Origin of the sequence: Flavisphingomonas formosensis (assembly GCF_009755815.1) — a bacterium.
GTDB lineage: Bacteria > Pseudomonadota > Alphaproteobacteria > Sphingomonadales > Sphingomonadaceae > Flavisphingomonas > Flavisphingomonas formosensis.
The window spans coordinates 81849-100734 of the sequence record NZ_WRPK01000003.1; the positions used below are offsets into that span (position 1 = coordinate 81849).

At 65.5% G+C, this 18886-nt stretch carries 12 protein-coding genes and 1 tRNA gene; 9 read left to right on the forward strand and 4 right to left on the reverse strand.

The features are described from left to right. Positions 1-16 precede the first annotated feature (16 nt). Positions 17-2965: a double-strand break repair protein AddB gene (addB, locus tag GQY20_RS09835; RefSeq protein WP_157216917.1), complete on the forward strand. Its 2949-nt coding sequence runs from the start codon at positions 17-19 to the stop codon at positions 2963-2965. A gap of 7 nt (positions 2966-2972) precedes the next feature. On the opposite strand, the gene GQY20_RS09840 is transcribed toward addB, so the two are convergent. The 3 genes from GQY20_RS09840 to rpoB form a co-directional block, all read right to left on the reverse strand. Continuing rightward, a complete protein-coding gene (locus GQY20_RS09840) occupies positions 2973-4019 on the reverse strand; it encodes an aldo/keto reductase (RefSeq protein WP_157216918.1) in 1047 nt (348 codons plus the stop codon). A gap of 299 nt (positions 4020-4318) precedes the next feature. Continuing rightward, positions 4319-8593, reverse strand: coding sequence for a DNA-directed RNA polymerase subunit beta' (gene rpoC, locus GQY20_RS09845; protein WP_157216919.1), 4275 nt, complete (start codon positions 8591-8593; stop codon positions 4319-4321). Between the two features lie 195 nt (positions 8594-8788). After that, positions 8789-12937 carry a DNA-directed RNA polymerase subunit beta gene (rpoB, locus tag GQY20_RS09850; protein WP_157216920.1) on the reverse strand — a complete coding sequence of 1383 codons (4149 nt, stop codon included), beginning with the start codon at positions 12935-12937 and terminating at the stop codon, positions 8789-8791. Between the two features lie 363 nt (positions 12938-13300). Between rpoB and GQY20_RS09855 the strand changes: the two genes are divergently transcribed. Beyond that, positions 13301-14665, forward strand: coding sequence for an amidohydrolase family protein (locus GQY20_RS09855; protein WP_157216921.1), 1365 nt, complete (start codon positions 13301-13303; stop codon positions 14663-14665). Between the two features lie 40 nt (positions 14666-14705). Here GQY20_RS09855 and GQY20_RS09860 read toward each other — a convergent pair whose 3' ends face one another. Next, entirely contained in the window at positions 14706-15146 is a 441-nt protein-coding gene (locus GQY20_RS09860) for a MarR family winged helix-turn-helix transcriptional regulator (protein ID WP_157216922.1), read from the reverse strand. 76 nt (positions 15147-15222) lie between these two features. On the opposite strand from GQY20_RS09860, the gene GQY20_RS09865 reads away from it, so the two are divergent. The 7 genes from GQY20_RS09865 (at position 15223) to rplK (ending at position 18885) form a co-directional block, all read left to right on the forward strand. After that, positions 15223-15966, forward strand: coding sequence for a DUF899 domain-containing protein (locus GQY20_RS09865; RefSeq protein WP_157216923.1), 744 nt, complete (start codon positions 15223-15225; stop codon positions 15964-15966). Positions 15967-16001: 35 nt separating this feature from the next. Next, the gene (locus GQY20_RS09870) at positions 16002-16760 is read left to right on the forward strand and encodes a VOC family protein (protein WP_232475980.1); all 759 of its coding nucleotides are present in this window, start codon (positions 16002-16004) and stop codon (positions 16758-16760) included. Positions 16761-16878: 118 nt separating this feature from the next. Beyond that, positions 16879-17133 (forward strand): hypothetical protein, encoded by a 255-nt coding sequence (locus GQY20_RS09875; protein WP_157216924.1) that lies wholly within the window; start codon positions 16879-16881, stop codon positions 17131-17133. 246 nt (positions 17134-17379) lie between these two features. After that, a tRNA-Trp gene (locus tag GQY20_RS09880) sits at positions 17380-17455 on the forward strand. A gap of 123 nt (positions 17456-17578) precedes the next feature. Then, on the forward strand, positions 17579-17776 hold the full coding sequence (gene secE / locus GQY20_RS09885; RefSeq protein WP_157216925.1) for a preprotein translocase subunit SecE: 198 nt from the start codon (positions 17579-17581) through the stop codon (positions 17774-17776). 13 nt (positions 17777-17789) lie between these two features. Then, positions 17790-18329 carry a transcription termination/antitermination protein NusG gene (gene nusG / locus GQY20_RS09890; protein ID WP_157216926.1) on the forward strand — a complete coding sequence of 180 codons (540 nt, stop codon included), beginning with the start codon at positions 17790-17792 and terminating at the stop codon, positions 18327-18329. Positions 18330-18453: 124 nt separating this feature from the next. Beyond that, on the forward strand, positions 18454-18885 hold the full coding sequence (rplK, locus tag GQY20_RS09895; RefSeq protein WP_157216927.1) for a 50S ribosomal protein L11: 432 nt from the start codon (positions 18454-18456) through the stop codon (positions 18883-18885). Position 18886: the final 1 nt, after the last annotated feature.

Genomic DNA, 18886 nt, shown 5'->3' on the forward strand with positions numbered 1-18886 from the left:
CTAGCCTGAGGAACATATGCCGTCCGTCTACACCATTCCGCCGCATCGCGCCTTCGCCGACGCGCTGGCGGCCGGTGTGCTCGCGCGCTTCGGTGGAGGGCCACTCGGTCTCGCGCGTGGCACGATCCTGTTGCCGAACAACCGCGCGGTGCTGGCGATCACCAACGCCTTCGTTCGGCGTGCGGAGGGCGGGCTGCTTTTGCCCAGGCTGGTGCCGATCGGCGATCCGGAACTGGATGATCGCATCGGCAGCGCTTTGGATACGATCGACGCAGCGGACGCGATCCCGCCCGCGATCGCGCCGCTGCAGCGACGCATGCTGCTCGCCCGGCTCGTCCAGCAGGCGCGCCAGGCGGCCGGCGAACCGGTCGACGCGGCGGAAGCGGTGCGCCTCGCGGCGGATCTCGGCCGCACCCTCGATCAGATGCTGGTCGAGCAGATCCCTCTGCGCCGGCTCGAGGATGTCGTGGGCGCCGAACTGACCGAGCATTGGCAGCGTTCGCTCGGCCTGCTTCGCATCATTCTCGATCGCTGGCCGGAGGAGCTGGCGCGGCTCGGCCGGATCGAACTGGCCGACCGCCGCAATCGGCTGCTCGACCGGATTGCGCAGAGTTGGTTGCGTGAGCCGCCCGACGGTTTCGTGGTTGCGGCCGGGATCACCACTGCGGCGCCCGCCGTGGCCCGTCTGCTGCGCGCTGTTGCCGATCTGCCGAACGGGCTCGTCATATTGCCCGCGCTCGATATCGGCATGGCCGATGAGGAATGGGACGCGCTCGGACCGCATGAACCCGAACCGGTCAGCGGCCAGCGTCGCCGTGCGATCGAGACGCATCCCCAGTTTCAACTCAAGCTGCTGCTCGATCGGATGAGCGTGGGCCGAGGCGAGGTGCAGCGGTGGCGCTGGGGCGGGGGACGGGATGCGCCGGCCGCACGAACCCGGGCGATCCGCAACGCCATGGCGCCGGCGGAATTCACCGGCAGGTGGCAGACCTTGCCGCGCGCCGATCGCAGCCTGCCAGGCGTGCATGTCCTCGAACTGGCGACACCTGCCGAGGAGGCGCAGGCGATTGCCCTGGCGATGCGCGAGGCTCTGGAAACGCCGGAGCGCACCGTCGCGCTCGTCACGCCCGATCGCGGCCTCGCCCGGCGCGTCGCCGCTCATCTCGTGCGCTGGGGCATCGAGGCGGATGACAGCGCCGGCCGGCCGTTGTCCACCACTGCGTCCGGCACATTATTGCTCGCCATTGCGGAAGCTGTCGCCGAGGATTTTGCGCCAGTCGCGCTGCTCAGTCTGCTCAAGCATCCGTTGGTACGGGCTGGGGACGGACGTGGCACCTGGCTGGCCGGCGTGCGTATGCTCGACCGCGCGTTGAGGGGCCCGCGCCCCGCCGCGGGGCTGGAAGGAATCCGTCAGCATCTGCTCGGAGGAGAGGGCCGGCAGGCAAAGGACCGGCGTGCGGCCCTGGCCTTCTGGCAGGAGACGCTTCCCCTGCTCGCGCAGCTGGGAGAGGCTGCCCGTCAGCCGACGCTTGCCGGCCAGTTGCAGGTGCTACGCGACGGCGCCGATGCGCTTGCCGGCGATGCGGCGTGGAGCCAGCAGGCGGGCCGGGCCGTTGGCGACCTTCTGACCGAGCTGCAAATGGCCGCGCCCGACGGTCCGGAATACAATCAGATCGAGAGCCTCGCTCCCTTGCTCAAGGGATTGATGGACGAGGTGGCGGTTCGCCCGCCGCGCGGGCAGCATCCGCGTATCTTCATCTGGGGCTTGATCGAGGCGCGGCTGCAGCATGCCGATCTGATGATCCTCGGCGGCCTCAACGAAGGCACGTGGCCTGCCTTGCCCAGCCCCGATCCATGGCTCGCGCCGCGCATCCGCGCGGATCTCGGCCTGCCCGGCTTGGAGCGGCGCATCGGCCTCGCCGCGCACGACTTTGCGACCGCGCTCGGTGCGCGGGAGTTGGTGATCACGCGGGCGCGCCGCGATGCGCGCGCGCCGGCGATCGCCTCGCGCTTCTGGTTGCGCCTGGAGGCAATGACCGGCGGGCTGGCGCGGGCACATCGCTTTGCTCGTTGGACGCAGGCGCTGGATCGGCCGGATCGGCTGGCGCCCGCCCGTCGCCCGAACCCCAGTCCGCCGCGCGACGCCCGCCCGCAGCGGATCGCGGTCACGGATCTGGACAGGCTCAAGGCCGATCCTTTTGCTTTCTATGCGCGCACCATGCTGGGCCTGGCGCCGTGGGAAGCGGTCGATGCCGATCCAGGGCCGGCGTGGCGCGGAACTGCGGTGCATGCCGTCTTCGAGGCGTGGATGCGCGAGGACGGATGCGATCCAGCACGCTTGCGTCCGCGCGCCGAGGCGATGCTGACGGAGGTCGCCGCGCACCCTGTGCTTCGCGCGCTGTGGACGCCGCGCCTGCTGGAGGCGATCGACTGGGCGGCATCGGAAATGCAGGCCAATCTGGCCGGAGGGCGGGTGCCGGCGACCGCCGAGATTTTCGGCGAGGCGGAGGTCGCCGGGATCACGCTTTATGGCAAGGTCGATCGTATCGATCGCCTGCCGGACGGAAGCCTCGCGATCGTCGACTACAAGACCGGCAAGGCTCCCTCCGCTAAGGAAATCGAGGCGGGTTATTCCATGCAGCTCGGGCTGCTCGGCCTGATTGCGGAACATGGCGGCTTCAAGGACCAGTCCGGTACGCCCGGCGTTTTCGAATATTGGTCGCTGGCGCGCGGCAAGGACGGCAAGCTCGGCCATGTGTCGAGCCCGGTCGGCGGAAAGGCGGCGATCGCCGCGGCGGATTTCACCCATTTCGCAGCCGCCCAGCTCACCCAGGCGGTGGAGCGCTGGCTGACCGGCACGGAGGCCTTCGTTGCCAAGCTCCACCCGGAGCGTGCGCCCTTTCCCGATTACGATCAGCTCATGCGCCTCGATGAATGGTACGGCGCCCTGCGCGAAGGCGAATGAGCGCCGCTCAGGCTTCGGTGAACGGTTCGGGCACGCGCTGACCGCCCTGGCGCTCGAGCATCCAGCCGGGATATTCCGCAGGTAGGGCGCTCACGCCGTCGAGCTTCGCCATGTCGTCCGCATCCAGCGCGAGCTTGGCGGCATCGAGATTTTGCTCGAGCTGGTCCATCCGCTTGGCGCCGATGATCACGCTGGTGACGAATGGCTTGGCCAGCACATAGGCGAGGGCAACCGTCGCGACGGTGCTGCCATGCTTTTCGGCGACCTCGCGCATCGCGCCGACGCAGACCCAGGCGCGATCGAGATCGACCGGCGGGAAATCGAAATTGGCGCGGCGTCCCTCGCCATTGCCGGCTGCGCCTGGCCCGAACTTGCCGGACAGCAGTCCGCCCGCGAGGGGAGACCAGACCATAAGCCCGAGCCTTTCTTCCTCGAGCAGCGGCACGATCTCCCGCTCCAGATCACGTCCGGCGATGCTGTAATAGGCTTGCACGGTCTCGAAACGGGCGATGCCCAGCCGTTCGGACATGCCGAGCGCCTTGGCCATCTTCCAGGCCATCCAGTTGGAGACGCCGACATAACGGACCATGCCCTGACGAACGAGATCGTCGAGCGCGCGCAGCGTCTCCTCGATCGGCGTGACCGGATCATTGGCGTGGATCTGATAGAGGTCGATATGATCGGTCTGCAGCCGCTCCAGGCTCTTGGCGACCGAGTCCATGATGTGCCCGCGCGACGCGCCGCGATCATTGGGCTTGTTGCTCATCGCGCTGGTGACTTTTGTGGCCAGCACCACGTCGGCGCGCGGCACGCCGAGATTACGCAGCGCCCGGCCGAGCAGAACTTCGGAGGCGCCGAAGGAATAGACGTCCGCCGTGTCGATGAAATTGACGCCCGCGGCCAGCGAACGGCCGACGATCGCGTCCGCCGCTTTCTGATCGATATCGGCGATATCGCCCCAGATGCCGGCGCCTCCGGCTTCCCCGAAGGTCATCGTCCCGAGGCAGATTTCGGAGACGAATAGACCTGTCCGGCCAAGCTGCTTGTAGCGCATGGAATTTTTCTCCCCTTTCGGCTGAGCCTGCGAGATGGGGGCGGCCTTCAGCGATTGCGATGCCGGTGGAAGATGAAATTTCGCAGAGCGACGTTGCGAGCGATGCTCTTCCCCCTCGTGCTCTCCTGGGAGGGTAGGGTGAGGGGTTTGCTTTCGTTCGTTGCGGTGTGACCGTGCGAACGAAGAAGCGAGAAGCAGACCCTCGTCCGACCTTTTCCCGCAGATAGGGAAAGTCTTACGAAAAACGCCGCCGTCCCAGGGGAACGGCGGCGTCTCTCATGTCATCGGTCGTCTACGGATCAGTCGTTCAGATAGTCGCCCGCATCCTCGTCGGTGCCGTGGCCGCTGGTGACCACCGTCGCCAGCGGATCGTCGCCGATGCCGCCGGCATCGCGCGGCGAGCGTGCGAGTTCGGCCGCATGCTCCTCGGCGGCGCTGGCCGGCGCGATCAGTGCGGCGGTGAGCGCCTTCTGCTGGGCGCGCAGTGCGGCGTCCCGGCTCGAGGCCGTCACGCGCAGGCGGTTCATACCCGCGCCCGTGCCCGCCGGGATGAGCCGGCCGACGATGACATTCTCCTTGAGGCCGTTCAGCGTATCGACCTTGCCCTGCACCGAGGCCTCGGTCAGCACCCGGGTCGTCTCCTGGAAGGAGGCGGCCGAGATGAAGCTGCGCGTCTGCAGAGAGGCCTTGGTGATGCCGAGCAGGATGGGCTTGCCTTCGGCGGGCTGGCGACCTTCTTCGATCAGCTTGACGTTGGCCTCGTCCATCTCCTCGCGATCAACCTGCTCGCCCGGTAGGAAAGTGCTGTCGCCCGCGACGGTGATCTCGACCTTCTGCAGCATCTGACGGACGATCGTCTCGATGTGCTTGTCGTTGATCTTCACGCCCTGCAGTCGGTACACCTCCTGGATTTCCGACACGAGATATTCCGCGAGCGGCTCGATGCCGAGCACCTCGAGAATGTCGTGCGGATCCGGGCTGCCGCCGATCAGGTTGTCGCCGCGCTTGACATAGTCGCCTTCCTGCACGTCGATCACCTTGGACTTCGGGATCAGATACTCGATCGGATCCGAACCGTCCTCGGGGCGAATGAGGATCTTGCGCTTGGCCTTATAGTCCTTGCCGAATTCGACCCGGCCGGAGACCTTGGCGATGATCGCATTCTCCTTCGGCTTGCGCGCCTCGAACAGCTCGGCAACCCGCGGCAGACCGCCGGTGATGTCGCGCGTCTTGGCGGCTTCGCGGCTGACGCGGGCGAGCACCTCGCCGGCCTGAACCACCTGACCGTCCTCGACCGAGAGCGTCGTGCCGGGCGCCAGCATGTAGCGTGCGGCCTCGCCCGAAGTGGCGTCGAGCAGGGTGATCCGCGGACGCAGATCCTCCTTGCGCGAACCGGCGCGATATTCGGTCACCACCTTCTGGGCGATGCCGGTGGCTTCGTCCGTCTGCTCGGCCAGCGTCTGGTTCTCGACGAGATCCTGATACTTCACCGTTCCGCCGGTTTCCGTGATCACCGGCATGGTGAACGGATCCCACTCGGCAATGCGGTCGCCCTTCGAGACGATATGACCGTCGTCGAACAGCAGGTGCGCGCCATAGGGCAGGCGATGTACCGCGCGTTCGCGGCCGTCGAGGTCGACGATCGCCAACTCGCCCGAACGCGAGAGCAGCACACGGCGGCCGCGCGGATCGACGATCGTGCGCAGCTCCCGATATTCCAGCTTGCCGTCGGCCACCGCCTCGAGGTTCGACTGCTCGTTGAGCTGCGCCGCGCCGCCGATGTGGAAGGTCCGCATGGTGAGCTGGGTGCCGGGTTCGCCGATCGACTGCGCCGCGATGACGCCGACCGCTTCGCCGATGTTCACCGGCGTACCGCGGGCGAGGTCACGTCCGTAGCAGGCCGCGCAGACGCCACCCTTCGATTCGCAGATCAGCGGGCTGCGGATCTTCACCGACTGGACGCCGATCGCTTCGATCCGCGCGATGGCGGCCTCGTCGAGCAGCGTGCCTTCTGTGACGATCGCTTCGTTGGTCTTCGAATCGATGATGTCTTCGGCGGTGGTACGGCCGAGAATGCGCTCGCCGAGGCTCGCGATCGTCGAACCGCCCTGCACGATGGCCTTCATCTCCAGCGCCCGATCGGTGCCGCAATCCAGCTCGACGACGACGCAATCCTGAGACACGTCGACCAGACGGCGGGTGAGGTAGCCCGAGTTCGCGGTCTTCAACGCCGTGTCCGCGAGACCCTTGCGGGCGCCGTGGGTGGAGTTGAAATATTCGAGGACGGTCAGACCTTCCTTGAAGTTCGAGATGATCGGCGTCTCGATGATCTCGCCCGACGGCTTGGCCATCAGGCCGCGCATGCCGGCGAGCTGCTTGATCTGCGCGGCGCTACCGCGGGCACCGGAATGCGCCATCATGTAGATTGCGTTGATCGGCTTCTCGCGGCCGTCATCCTGCTTCTTGACGGTCGAGATCTCCTTCATCATCTCGGCAGCCACGCGGTCGCCGCAACGCGACCAGGCGTCGATCACCTTGTTGTACTTTTCCTGCTGGGTGATCAGGCCGTCCTGATACTGCTGCTCATAGTCCTTCACGAGCAGACGCGTCTCGTCGACCAGCTCCTCCTTGGCGGCCGGGATGACCATGTCGTCCTTGCCGAAGGAGATGCCCGCCTGGAAGGCGTGCCGGAAACCGAGCGCCATGATCGCGTCGGCGAACAGCACCGTCTCCTTCTGGCCGGTGTGGCGATAGACGGTGTCGATGACGTCGCCGATCTCCTTCTTGGTCAGCAGGCGGTTGATCGTCTCGAACGGCACCTTGTGCGATTTCGGCAGCGTCTCGCCGAGCAGCATGCGGCCCGGCGTCGTCTCGACGCGCTTCATATACTGGTTGCCATTCTCGTCGGTCTGCGGGACGCGCGAGGTGATCTTCGAGTGCAGGGTCACCGCCTTGGCCGCGAGCGCCTGGTGCACTTCGGTCATGTCGGAGATCACCATGCCCTCGCCGGGCTCGCCCTGCTTCTCCATCGAGAGATAGTAGAGGCCGAGCACCATGTCCTGCGACGGAACGATGATCGGCTTGCCGTTCGCGGGGCTGAGGATGTTGTTGGTCGACATCATCAGCACGCGCGCTTCCAGCTGCGCCTCGAGGCTCAGCGGAACGTGCACGGCCATCTGGTCGCCGTCGAAGTCGGCGTTGAAGGCCGAGCAGACCAGCGGGTGGAGCTGGATCGCCTTGCCTTCGATCAGCACCGGCTCGAATGCCTGGATGCCCAGGCGGTGGAGCGTCGGCGCGCGGTTCAGCAGCACGGGATGCTCGCGGATCACCTCGTCGAGGATGTCCCAGACTTCCTTGCGCTCCTTCTCAACCCACTTCTTGGCCTGCTTCAGGGTCATGGAGAGACCCTTGGCGTCGAGGCGAGCGTAGATGAACGGCTTGAACAGCTCGAGCGCCATCTTCTTCGGCAGGCCGCACTGGTGCAGCTTGAGCTCCGGACCGGTCACGATCACCGAGCGGCCCGAATAGTCGACGCGCTTGCCGAGCAGATTCTGGCGGAAGCGGCCCTGCTTGCCCTTGAGCATGTCGGACAGCGACTTCAGCGGACGCTTGTTGGCGCCCGTGATCGTGCGGCCGCGGCGGCCATTGTCGAACAGCGCGTCGACCGACTCCTGTAGCATGCGCTTTTCGTTGCGCACGATGATGTCCGGCGCGCGCAGCTCCATCAGCCGTTTCAGGCGGTTGTTGCGGTTGATCACGCGGCGATACAGGTCGTTGAGATCCGACGTCGCGAAGCGGCCGCCGTCCAGCGGCACCAGCGGACGCAGATCCGGCGGAATGACCGGCACCACCTCGAGGATCATCCACTCCGGACGGTTGCCGGATTCGAGGAAGCTCTCGACGACCTTGAGCCGCTTGATGATCTTCTTCGGCTTCAGCTCGGATTTGGTTTCGGCCAGTTCCTTGAGCAGCTCTTCCTTCTCGCCTTCGAGGTCGAGATTTTCGAGCATCTTGCGGACGGCCTCGGCGCCGATGCCGGCGGTGAAGGCATCTTCACCATATTCGTCCTGCGCCGTGAGCAGCTCGTCCTCGGTGAGGAGCTGATACTTCTCCAGCGGGGTGAGGCCGGGCTCGATGACGATATAGGCTTCGAAGTACAGCACGCGCTCGAGCTGCTTGAGCTGCATGTCGAGCAGCAGGCCGATGCGCGACGGCAGCGACTTCAGGAACCAGATGTGCGCGACAGGGGCGGCGAGCTCGATATGGCCCATGCGCTCGCGGCGGACCTTGGAGACGGTCACCTCCACGCCGCACTTCTCGCACACGATGCCCTTGTACTTCATGCGCTTATACTTGCCGCACAGGCACTCGTAATCCTTGATCGGACCGAAGATGCGCGCGCAGAACAGGCCGTCACGCTCGGGCTTGAACGTGCGATAATTGATCGTTTCCGGCTTCTTGATCTCGCCGAACGACCAGGAGCGGATGCGCTCGGGGCTGGCGATGCCGATCTGGATCTGGTCGAAGGTCTCGGGCTTCGCGATCGGATTGGCGAAATTGGTCAGTTCGTTCATGTTCTGCTCCTCGAACCCCTCTCCCTGCAAAGGGAGAGGGAGGGGCCCAGCCCGCCAGGGCTGGGAGGGAGTGGGTGGGGCCGTTCGATCATCTCGATCAGGCCGGCCGGACCCACCCCCCGACCCCCTCCCTTGAAGTTCCCACGAAAGTAGTACTTTCGTGGGGCCCCGGCAGGGAGGGGGAGGGTTGCTTGCTTACTCCGCGGCTTCCGCCAGCCCGTCGTCTTCCAGCGCCTTGAGCTCGACGTTGAGGCCGAGGCTGCGCATTTCCTTGACGAGCACGTTGAAGCTCTCCGGAATGCCGGCCTCGAAGGTGTCGTCTCCCTTGACGATCGCTTCATAGACCTTGGTGCGGCCGACGACGTCGTCGGACTTCACCGTCAGCATCTCCTGCAGCGTGTAGGCGGCGCCATAGGCCTGGAGCGCCCAGACCTCCATCTCACCGAAGCGCTGGCCGCCGAACTGGGCCTTGCCGCCGAGCGGCTGCTGGGTGACGAGGCTGTACGGCCCGATCGAACGCGCGTGGATCTTGTCGTCCACAAGGTGGTGCAGCTTCAGCATGTAGATGTAGCCGACAGTCACCTTGCGGTCGAACTGATCGCCGGTGCGTCCGTCGAACAATTCCACCTGGCCGCTTTCGTCGAGGCCCGCACGGCGCAGCATCTCGGCGACGTCCGCTTCGCGGGCACCGTCGAACACCGGAGTGGCCATCGGCACGCCGTTCTTGAGCAGGCCCGCCATTTCGACGACCTGATCGGAACTCAGTGCCTCGATCTGGCCGTGATATTGCTCGCCATAGACATGCTTCAGCCGGTCAACGACCGAGCTCGGCGCGCTGCCGCCCTCGGCGTTGGGATTGGCCTCGCGCCACGCTTCCAGCGCTTCGGTTACCTGCTTGCCCAGGCCGCGCGCGGCCCAGCCGAGATGGGTCTCGAAGATCTGGCCGACGTTCATGCGCGACGGCACGCCCAAGGGATTGAGCACGATGTCGACCGGGGTCCCGTCGGCGAGGAACGGCATGTCCTCGTTCGGCAGGATGCGGCTGATCACGCCCTTGTTGCCGTGACGGCCGGCCATCTTGTCGCCCGGCTGCAGCTTGCGCTTCACCGCCACGAAGACCTTGACCATCTTGAGCACGCCCGGGGGCAACTCGTCGCCGCGCTGCAGCTTCTCGACGCGATCCTCGAACTTCTTGACGATGAGGTTGACCGCCTCGTCATACTGCGCCTTCACGGCTTCCAGATCGGCCTGGCGCTTGTCGTCCTGAACGGCGAACTTCCACCATTCGCGCTTCTCGACCTCGTCGAGCGCAACCTCGTCGATCGTCGCGCCCTTCTTGGCGCCCTTCGGCACCGCAGTCGCGACCTGGCCGAGCAACATCTCCTTGAGCCGCGCATAGGTGGCACGGTTGAGGATGCCGCGCTCGTCCTCGCGGTCCTTGGTCAGGCGATCGATCTCCTCGCGCTCGATTGCCATCGCGCGCTCGTCCTTGTCGATGCCGTGACGGTTGAACACGCGCACCTCGACGACGGTGCCGGCCACGCCCGGCGGCAGACGCAGCGAGGTGTCGCGCACGTCGCTGGCCTTCTCGCCGAAGATGGCGCGGAGGAGCTTTTCCTCCGGCGTCATCGGGCTCTCGCCCTTCGGCGTGATCTTGCCGACCAGGATGTCGCCCGGCTCGACCTCGGCACCGATATAGACGATGCCCGCCTCGTCGAGGTTGCGCAGCGCTTCCTCGCCGACGTTCGGGATGTCGCGGGTGATGTCCTCCGGCCCGAGCTTGGTGTCGCGGGCCATGACCTCGAACTCCTCGATGTGGATCGAGGTGAAGACGTCGTCCTTCACGATCCGCTCGGAGATCAGGATCGAGTCTTCATAGTTGTAGCCGTTCCAGGGCATGAACGCGACGAGCACGTTGCGGCCCAGCGCCAGCTCGCCGAACTCGGTCGACGGGCCATCGGCGATGATGTCGCCGGCCTGCACCACGTCACCCACCTTCACCAGCGGACGCTGGTTGATGCAGGTGTTCTGGTTCGAGCGCTGGAACTTCATCAGCGTGTAGATGTCGACGCCCGATTGGCCGGCGATGACGTCGCCCGACGCGCGGATGACGATGCGGGTCGCATCCACCTGGTCGACGATGCCGGAGCGGCGCGCCGCGATCGCGGCGCCCGAATCGCGCGCCACAGTCTCTTCCATGCCGGTGCCGACGAACGGCGCCTCGGCGCGGACCAGCGGCACGGCCTGGCGCTGCATGTTCGAGCCCATCAGCGCGCGGTTGGCGTCGTCATTCTCCAGGAACGGAATGAGCGAGGCCGCGACCGATACGAGCTGCTTGGGACTCACGTCCATCAGCGTGATGTGGTCCTTCGGCGCCATCAGGAATTCGCCGGCTTCGCGGGCCGAGACGAGATCCTCGGTGAAGTGGCCTTCGCCATCGAGATCGGCGTTCGCCTGCGCGATGGTGTGCTTGGCCTCTTCCATGGCCGACAGATAGACCACCTCGCCGGTGACCTTGCTGTCGATCACGCGGCGGTACGGCGTCTCGATGAAGCCGTATTTGTTTACCCGGCTGAAGCTCGCGAGCGAGTTGATCAGCCCGATGTTCGGGCCTTCCGGCGTTTCGATCGGGCAGATGCGGCCATAATGGGTCGGATGGACGTCGCGGACCTCGAAGCCCGCGCGCTCACGGGTGAGGCCGCCCGGCCCGAGCGCCGAAACGCGGCGCTTGTGCGTCACTTCGGAGAGCGGGTTGGTCTGGTCCATGAACTGCGAGAGCTGCGAGGATCCGAAGAACTCGCGCACCGCGGCGACCGCCGGCTTTGCGTTGATCAGGTCGTTCGGCATGACGGTCGACACGTCGACCGAGCTCATCCGCTCCTTCACGGCGCGCTCCATGCGGAGCAGGCCGACGCGATACTGGTTCTCGAGCAGCTCGCCCACCGAGCGGACGCGGCGGTTGCCAAGATTGTCGATGTCGTCGATCTCGCCCTTGCCGTCCTTGAGGTCGACGAGCGTCTTGACAACCGAGAGGATGTCCTCGGTGCGCAGCGTCGTGACGGTGTCCTCGGCATCGAGGTCGAGGCGCATGTTGAGCTTCACGCGGCCGACGGCCGACAGATCGTAGCGCTCCGGATCGAAGAACAGGCCGGCGAACAGGGCCTCGGCGGTCTCCTTCGTCGGCGGCTCGCCAGGGCGCATGACGCGGTAGATCTCGGAGAGCGCATGATCGCGCTCCTCGACCTTGTCGGCCTTCAGCGTGTTGCGGATCCACGGACCGGTCGAGACATGGTCGATGTCGAGAAGCTCGATATGGTCGAAGCCGGCCTTGTCGAGCGCTTCCAGATTCTCAGGCGACACCTCGTCGCCCGCCTCGATGTAGATGCGGCCGGTCGATTCATCGATCAGGTCGAATGCGGAATAGCGGCCGAAGATCTCCTCGGTCGGGATCAGCAGCGTCTCGAGGCCGTCCTTGCCGGCCTTGTTGGCGGCACGCGGGCTGATCTTCTGGCCGGCCGGAAAGACGACCTCGCCGGTCGCGCCGTTGACGACGTCGAAGCTCGGCTTCTGGCCGCGCCAATTCTCCGGCAGATAGGGGACCTTCCAGCCGCCCTCGCCGCGGACATAGGTCTGCGTCTTGTAGAAGTGGTTCAGGATCTCCTCGCCGTTGAGGCCGAGGGCATAGAGCAGCGTCGTCACCGGCAGCTTGCGCTTGCGGTCGATACGGACGTTGACGATGTCCTTGGCATCGAACTCGAAGTCGAGCCAGGAGCCGCGATAGGGGATCACGCGCGCGGCGAAGAGATATTTGCCGGAAGCATGCGTCTTGCCGCGGTCATGGTCGAACAGCACGCCCGGCGAGCGGTGCATCTGGCTGACGATCACGCGCTCGGTGCCGTTGACGATGAACGTGCCGTTCTCCGTCATCAGCGGCATGTCGCCCATGTACACGTCCTGCTCCTTGATATCGAGCACGGAGCGGGTCTCGGTGTCGGCGTCGACCTCGAACACGATCAGGCGCAGCGTGACGCGCATCGGCGCCGCGAAGGTCATGCCCCGCTGGCGGCACTCGTCGACGTCATACTTCGGCTCCTCCAACTCGTAATGCACGAAGTCGAGCTCGGCGGTGCCGGCGAAATCGCGGATGGGGAAGACCGAACGCAGCGTCTTCTCCAGGCCGGACACATAGCCGGTGGAGGGGTCGGACCGCAGGAACTGCTCATAGCTCTCGCGCTGAACCTCGATCAAATTCGGCATCTGCACCACTTCGTGGATGTTGCCGAAGATCTTGCGGATGCGCTTCTTCGCTCCACCGATGGGGGCCGGAACCGCCTGCGTCGCCATATTCTGTCCTCGCGTCCGTTCAAAAAATTTCCGCGTCCCAGCGGAATCCAGCCGTCCGCGCAGCCTCACGGCCACGCAAAAAAGTGCGGGTCCGGGCTATCGGAACCGCACTGCAGCGTCCTGTTGACTCCGTTTCCCTCCCATTCGTAGCGGATCGTGCGCAACGCGATCGCTGTCCCGGAGGGGACGGAGCGGCCTCGCCCGTTAGAGGTACGGAGATGAGGCCGAAATTTCTGGATGGGGGCTATATAAGGCCCTTGACGAAATTGAAAAGGGGTTTCTTTCGCGCCGTTGCGTTCCCGGCAAACAGCTTGGGCGTTACGATGCAAGATCGCCGCCCGGCGATGGCCGATCTTGCACGGCATGAGCGAAGAGGCAAGGCTTGAACCCGATCTGCTCCTTCTCGGGGGCAGGCTGATCACCCAGGATGCGGAACGGCGGGTGCTGCCGGATCATGGCGTGGCGATCCGGGAGGGGGCGATCTGCGCCATCGCGCCGAGCGCGACCCTCCGGCGGCTCTACCCGGATGCTGCGCGGCTGGACGCGTCGGGCTGTATCGTCATGCCAGGGCTGGTCAACGCCCACCAGCATTGTACCGCCGATCCGCTGGTGCGCAGCCTCATTCCAGACTCGATCGGATCGCACGAGGCCATCTTCGGCTGCGCGACGCCTTTGCATGGCGCGCTCACGCCGGAGGATGACGAGCTGTCCGCGCTGCTCACCGCAGTCGAGAGCCTGCGCTACGGCACAACGACGGTGGTGGAGGCGGGCACCGTCGCCCACCCGGATCGGGTCGCGGCGGGCCTGTCGCGCGCCGGCATCCGCGGCACGATCGGTCGCTGGGGCTGGGACACGCCGGGCCTGCCCTTTTCTGCGAGCGCCGGCGAGGCGCTGCGCCTGCAGGAGGAGCTTCTTCGGGCCTTTCCGAAAGGCGGGCTGATCGAAGGATGGGTCACGCTCGTTGGACATGAGCTGGTGTCGGACGATCTTCTCGCCGGCGCGTCCGATCTCGCACTTGCCCATGGCACCGGGCTGACTTTCCACATGTCGCCCACCGAAGCCGATGTGGCCGCCTATCTGGCCCGCGACGGACTGCGCCCGATGGCGCATCTGGCCCGTCTCGGCATTCTCGGCCCGCACCTGCTGCTCGCCCATGCCGTGTGGATGGACGAACAAGAAGTCGATCTGCTGCTCGAAAGCCGCTCCGCGGTCGCTTATTGTCCCTGGGCCTATTTGCGGCTGGGGCAAGGCGTGACCGGGGCGGGGCGCCATGCGGCGCTCATCGCGCGTGGCGGGCGGGTGGCGCTCGGCTGCGATGCCGTCAACGCGGGCGATCTGCCGGACATGCATCGCGCCGCTGCCCTGGCGGTCGGCTTGGCGCGGGACATGACGATGGACACGCAAGCCATCACCGCGGCAACGGGCCTCGATCTCGTCACCATCCGTGGCGCGGAAGCGATCGGCATGGCCGACCGCATCGGCTCGATCGAGATCGGCAAGCGCGCCGATCTGGTCGTCCACGATGGCTCGGCCGCCGCATGGCGTCCGGCCGGCGATCCGGCGCTGAATCTGATATGGGGCACGGACGGCCGCACCGTCCGCGACGTCGTCGTCGACGGACGGATCGTCCTGCGCAACGGCCGCAGCACGCTGGTGGACGAAGAGGAGCTGGCCCGCCGGGCGACGGAGGCGCGGGACGCGCTGCTGGCGCGCAGCGGGGTGGCTTAGACCAAGGGTCTCTTCGGGCGGGGCTCGAAGCCGCCGGCTGTCAGGCAAGCGCGACCAGATCCGCGCGCAGCCGGTCGGGATCGACGCCCGGCAGGGCGGCTTCGATGTCCGCATGGGTAGCTGTCCAGATCGGCATGGCCGCGGCCAGCAACGCCTCGCCCGCGCCCGTCAGCCGGAGCAGGCGCGCACGCCGGTCGGCCGGGCTGGAAACGATTTCGACCAGGCTTCGGCGTTCGAGCGGCTTCAGCGCGGCGGTCAGCGACGTCCGGTCCATGCCGAGCAGGTCTGCGACGGGACCCATCGGCGGCGGGGCGGGGCGGTTCAATGCCATCAGCAGCGAGAATTGCTGGTTGGTGAGGCCGACCGGCTTCAGCGCCTCGTCGAACCTGCGCGCCAGCGTGCGCGCGGCCCGCTGGACATGCAGGCACAGGCAATGGTCGCGAACATGAATGGTGGTGGCGAAAGGGACCGGCTTTGACACGGCCTAATTATGTTGATATCAACCTAAATGTCAAGGCGATACAAGCCGCTACTCGCCGAGTCGAGAGGAGGTTGGAATGCCCGATCACGCCGTCGTATCCCGTGAAGAATGGCTCAAGGCGCGTCGTGCCCTGCTGGCGCGGGAGAAGGAGGAGACTCACCTGCGCGACGCCGTCAATGCGGAGCGTCTCGCCTTGCCGTGGGTCAAGCTGGATAAGGAATATCGTTTCGATACGCCGGAAGGGACGAAATCGCTGGGCTATCTGTTCGCCGGACGCACTCAGCTCATCGTCTATCATTTCATGCTCGGGCCGGACTGGGAGGCGGGATGTCCCGGCTGCTCCTTCCTCGCCGATCATCTGGACGGCACGTTGCCGCATCTCAACCATCATGACGTGACGCTGGTCGCGGTCTCGCGCGCGCCGCTGGCGAAGATCCAGACCTACAAGGATCGAATGGGCTGGCATTTCCCCTGGGTCTCGTCGCACGGCAGTGACTTCAACCGGGACTATCACGTGTCCTTCACCCGCGAGGAACTGGCGTCAGGCACCGTCTTCTACAATTTCGCCGAAACGCCCGCCGAAAATGCGAATGACGAGCTTCCCGGGCTCAGCGCCTTTTATCGCGATCCGGACACCGGGGAGATATTCCACACCTATTCCAGCTATGCCCGCGGGCCGGAGGAACTCATCGGCACGCTGATGATCCTCGATCGCGCACCCAAAGGGCGCAACGAGGGCCACACCATGGATTTCGTGCGCCGCCACGATGAGTATCGCGATGCGCCCGCAGCATCCTGCTGTCACAAGGAAGTGGCATGATGGCGACAGAAACGATCACCGGCGAGGAGAGAGACGTGACTGAAGCTGCCGACCCCTTCTGCTGGTACGAACTGGTGACCACCGATCACGATGCCGCCAGCGCCTTCTACGAAAAGGTGGCCGGATGGGCGATCACCGATTCCGGCATGGCCGATCGCCGCTATTCGATTCTGTCGGCAGGTGCGAATCCGCTCGGCGGGATCATGTCGATGGACGTTCCGCGGCCTTTCTGGCTTGGTTATGTCGCGGTCGACGATGTCGATGCCTATGTCGGGAAGGTGAGGGAGGCGGGCGGCTCGGTGCATCGTGCTGCCGAGGATATCCCCGGTGTCGGGCGATTCGCGGTCGTGGCGGATCCGCAGGGCGCGGCCTTCGTGCTGTTCAAGGGTAGCTCGAGCGACATGCCGCCGCTGCCGGCGCAATATACGCCGGGCTCGATTACCTGGCACGAGTTGCACACCAGCGATCGGGAAGGCGCCTTCTCCTTCTATGCCGGCCTGTTCGGCTGGACCAAGGATCAGGGCCTGGATATGGGCGATATGGGTATCTACCAGCTCATCGCGGTCGATGGGAATACCATCGGGGCAATATTTGCCGACAATCAAGCGCCCCGGCCGCATTGGCTCTATTATATCGGTACGGACGATATCGACGCCGCATTGAAGCGGGCCGAGGATGCGGGGGCAACGATCTCCATGGGCCCTCATGAAGTGCCGGGGGGTGCCTGGATCTTCGTGGGCAGCGACCCGCAGGGCGGCGTCTTCGCCATGGTCGGCCAGCGCAAGCTCGCGTAGGGGCCGAGGCCGTTCGGACGCACTTGCATCCGTGCGTTTCCGATCGGAGCCTCGAACCGGAACCTCCTGCCACCCCATCGGGTTTTGCCTGCACGGGGGTTAGAGGAGGAGACGGACCATGGCAGACTATAAGACGACCGAGACCCAGCCGGGCGGCACGACGATCATCGAGCGCAAGGGCAGTGGCGGCACCATCCTGATCGCGATCGTCCTGCTTTTCGCGATACTCGTCGGCGGTTATTTCCTGATGACCCAGCAGGGCAGCCAGATGAAGCGCGATGCCGCGATCGCCGGCGCCGCAGACAGTGTGAGCTCGGCCGCGAGCAAGGTAGGCGATGCGGCCAAGACGGCCTCGGAACAGCCGCAGCAGTGACATGGACAGGCGGGCGGCGCGACCGGTTGCCGGTCGCGCCGCCCGCTGGCTTGGAGGCAGGTTGAAATCTTCCTCGCCTCACAGGTGGCGGGCGCGAGCACGTGATGAGGTCATGATTTGCGCAACCACCCGGCGACAGGCCCAGATGCCTCGCCAGCAATAAAGCGCCTGTCGCGTTCATCAAGCCGCCAAGCGCCTCTTGCCTTCGCATTTCGGCGCCGCTATTGACCGCGCTCCCGGTTCCGGAGGAGTGTAGCTCAGTTGGTAGAGCATCGGTCTCCAAAACCGAGGGCCGGGGGTTCGAGTCCCTCCACTCCTGCCACTTCTGAGTGAGCGGAGCGGCCTGGAACAGGGGTCAGGGCGAGGTCAGCGGGCTGCCCGGCTGAAAGCCGGAAGGCGGCCCATGGCCTCGTAGCTGTTGTTTGTTGAAGTCGAAGGAAGCTACGTGGCGAGGGTTTCACCGGGCGAGTTCGTCAATCAGGTGCGGGCGGAGACCAAGAAGGTCGTCTGGCCTACGCGCAGGGAAACGGTGATGACCGCGATCATGGTCGTGATCATGGCGGCGCTGCTCGGCATCTTCTTCTTCGGTATCGACGCCGCGTTCGGCCGGATCGTGAAGTTCCTGCTGTCGCTGGCGGCTTAAGTCGAGAGGTCGCATGTCGCGCTGGTACATCATTCACGCCTATTCGGGTTTCGAGAACAAGGTGCGTGACGCGATCATGGCCGAAGCCACGCGTCTCGGGCTCGAGCGCCTGGTCGATGCCGTAGAGGTGCCGACCGAGAAGGTGACGGAAATCCGCCGCGGCAAGAAGGTTACTTCCGACCGCAAGTTTTTCCCGGGCTATGTCCTGGCCAAGCTCGAGATGAACGACGACGTCTACCATCTCGTGAAGAACACGCCGAAGGTGACGGGCTTCCTTGGATCTTCCGGCAAGCCGCAGCCGATCAGCGAAGCCGAGGCGGCGCGGATCCTGAACACCAAGGCTGAAGCCGCGGCTGCGGCGCCCAAGACCAAGGTCAAGGTCGATTTCGAGATCGGCGATCAGGTCAAGGTGCTGGACGGCCCGTTCGCCAGCTTCAACGGCGTCGTCGAGGAACTCGACTTCGATCGTTCGCGGGTCAAGGTTTCGGTGTCGATCTTCGGGCGGGCAACGCCGGTCGAGCTCGATTTCGAGCAGGTCGAACGGATGAAGTGATCGGACGCCCACTCCCGATGGTAACGGGGGATAGGGCGGCAGGAATTCCGGTGCGAGCCGGGATGGCGCGGGAGGCAGGCTTCGGCCTGCCGCAAGGACCGCTAAACTTGAAAGAGAGTGAAACATGGCAAAGAAGATTACCGGCTATATCAAGCTGCAGGTGCCGGCCGGAAAGGCCAACCCCAGCCCGCCGATCGGCCCCGCGCTCGGTCAGCGCGGCGTCAACATCATGGAATTCTGCAAGGCGTTCAACGCGCAGACCGGCGACCAGGAAGTCGGCACCCCGCTGCCGACGATCATCACCGTCTATGCGGATCGCAGCTTCTCCTTCGTGACGAAGACTCCGCCGGCGACCTTCCTCATCAAGAAGGCGATGGGCCTCAAGTCGGGTTCGAAGGAGCCTGGCAAGGTCAGCGCGGGCAAGATCAAGCGTTCGCAGCTCGCCGAGATCGCGAATGCGAAGATGAAGGATCTCAACGCCAACGACATCGACGCGGCGACGAAGATCATCGAAGGCTCGGCCCGCGCGATGGGCCTCGAAGTGGTGGAGGGCTGAG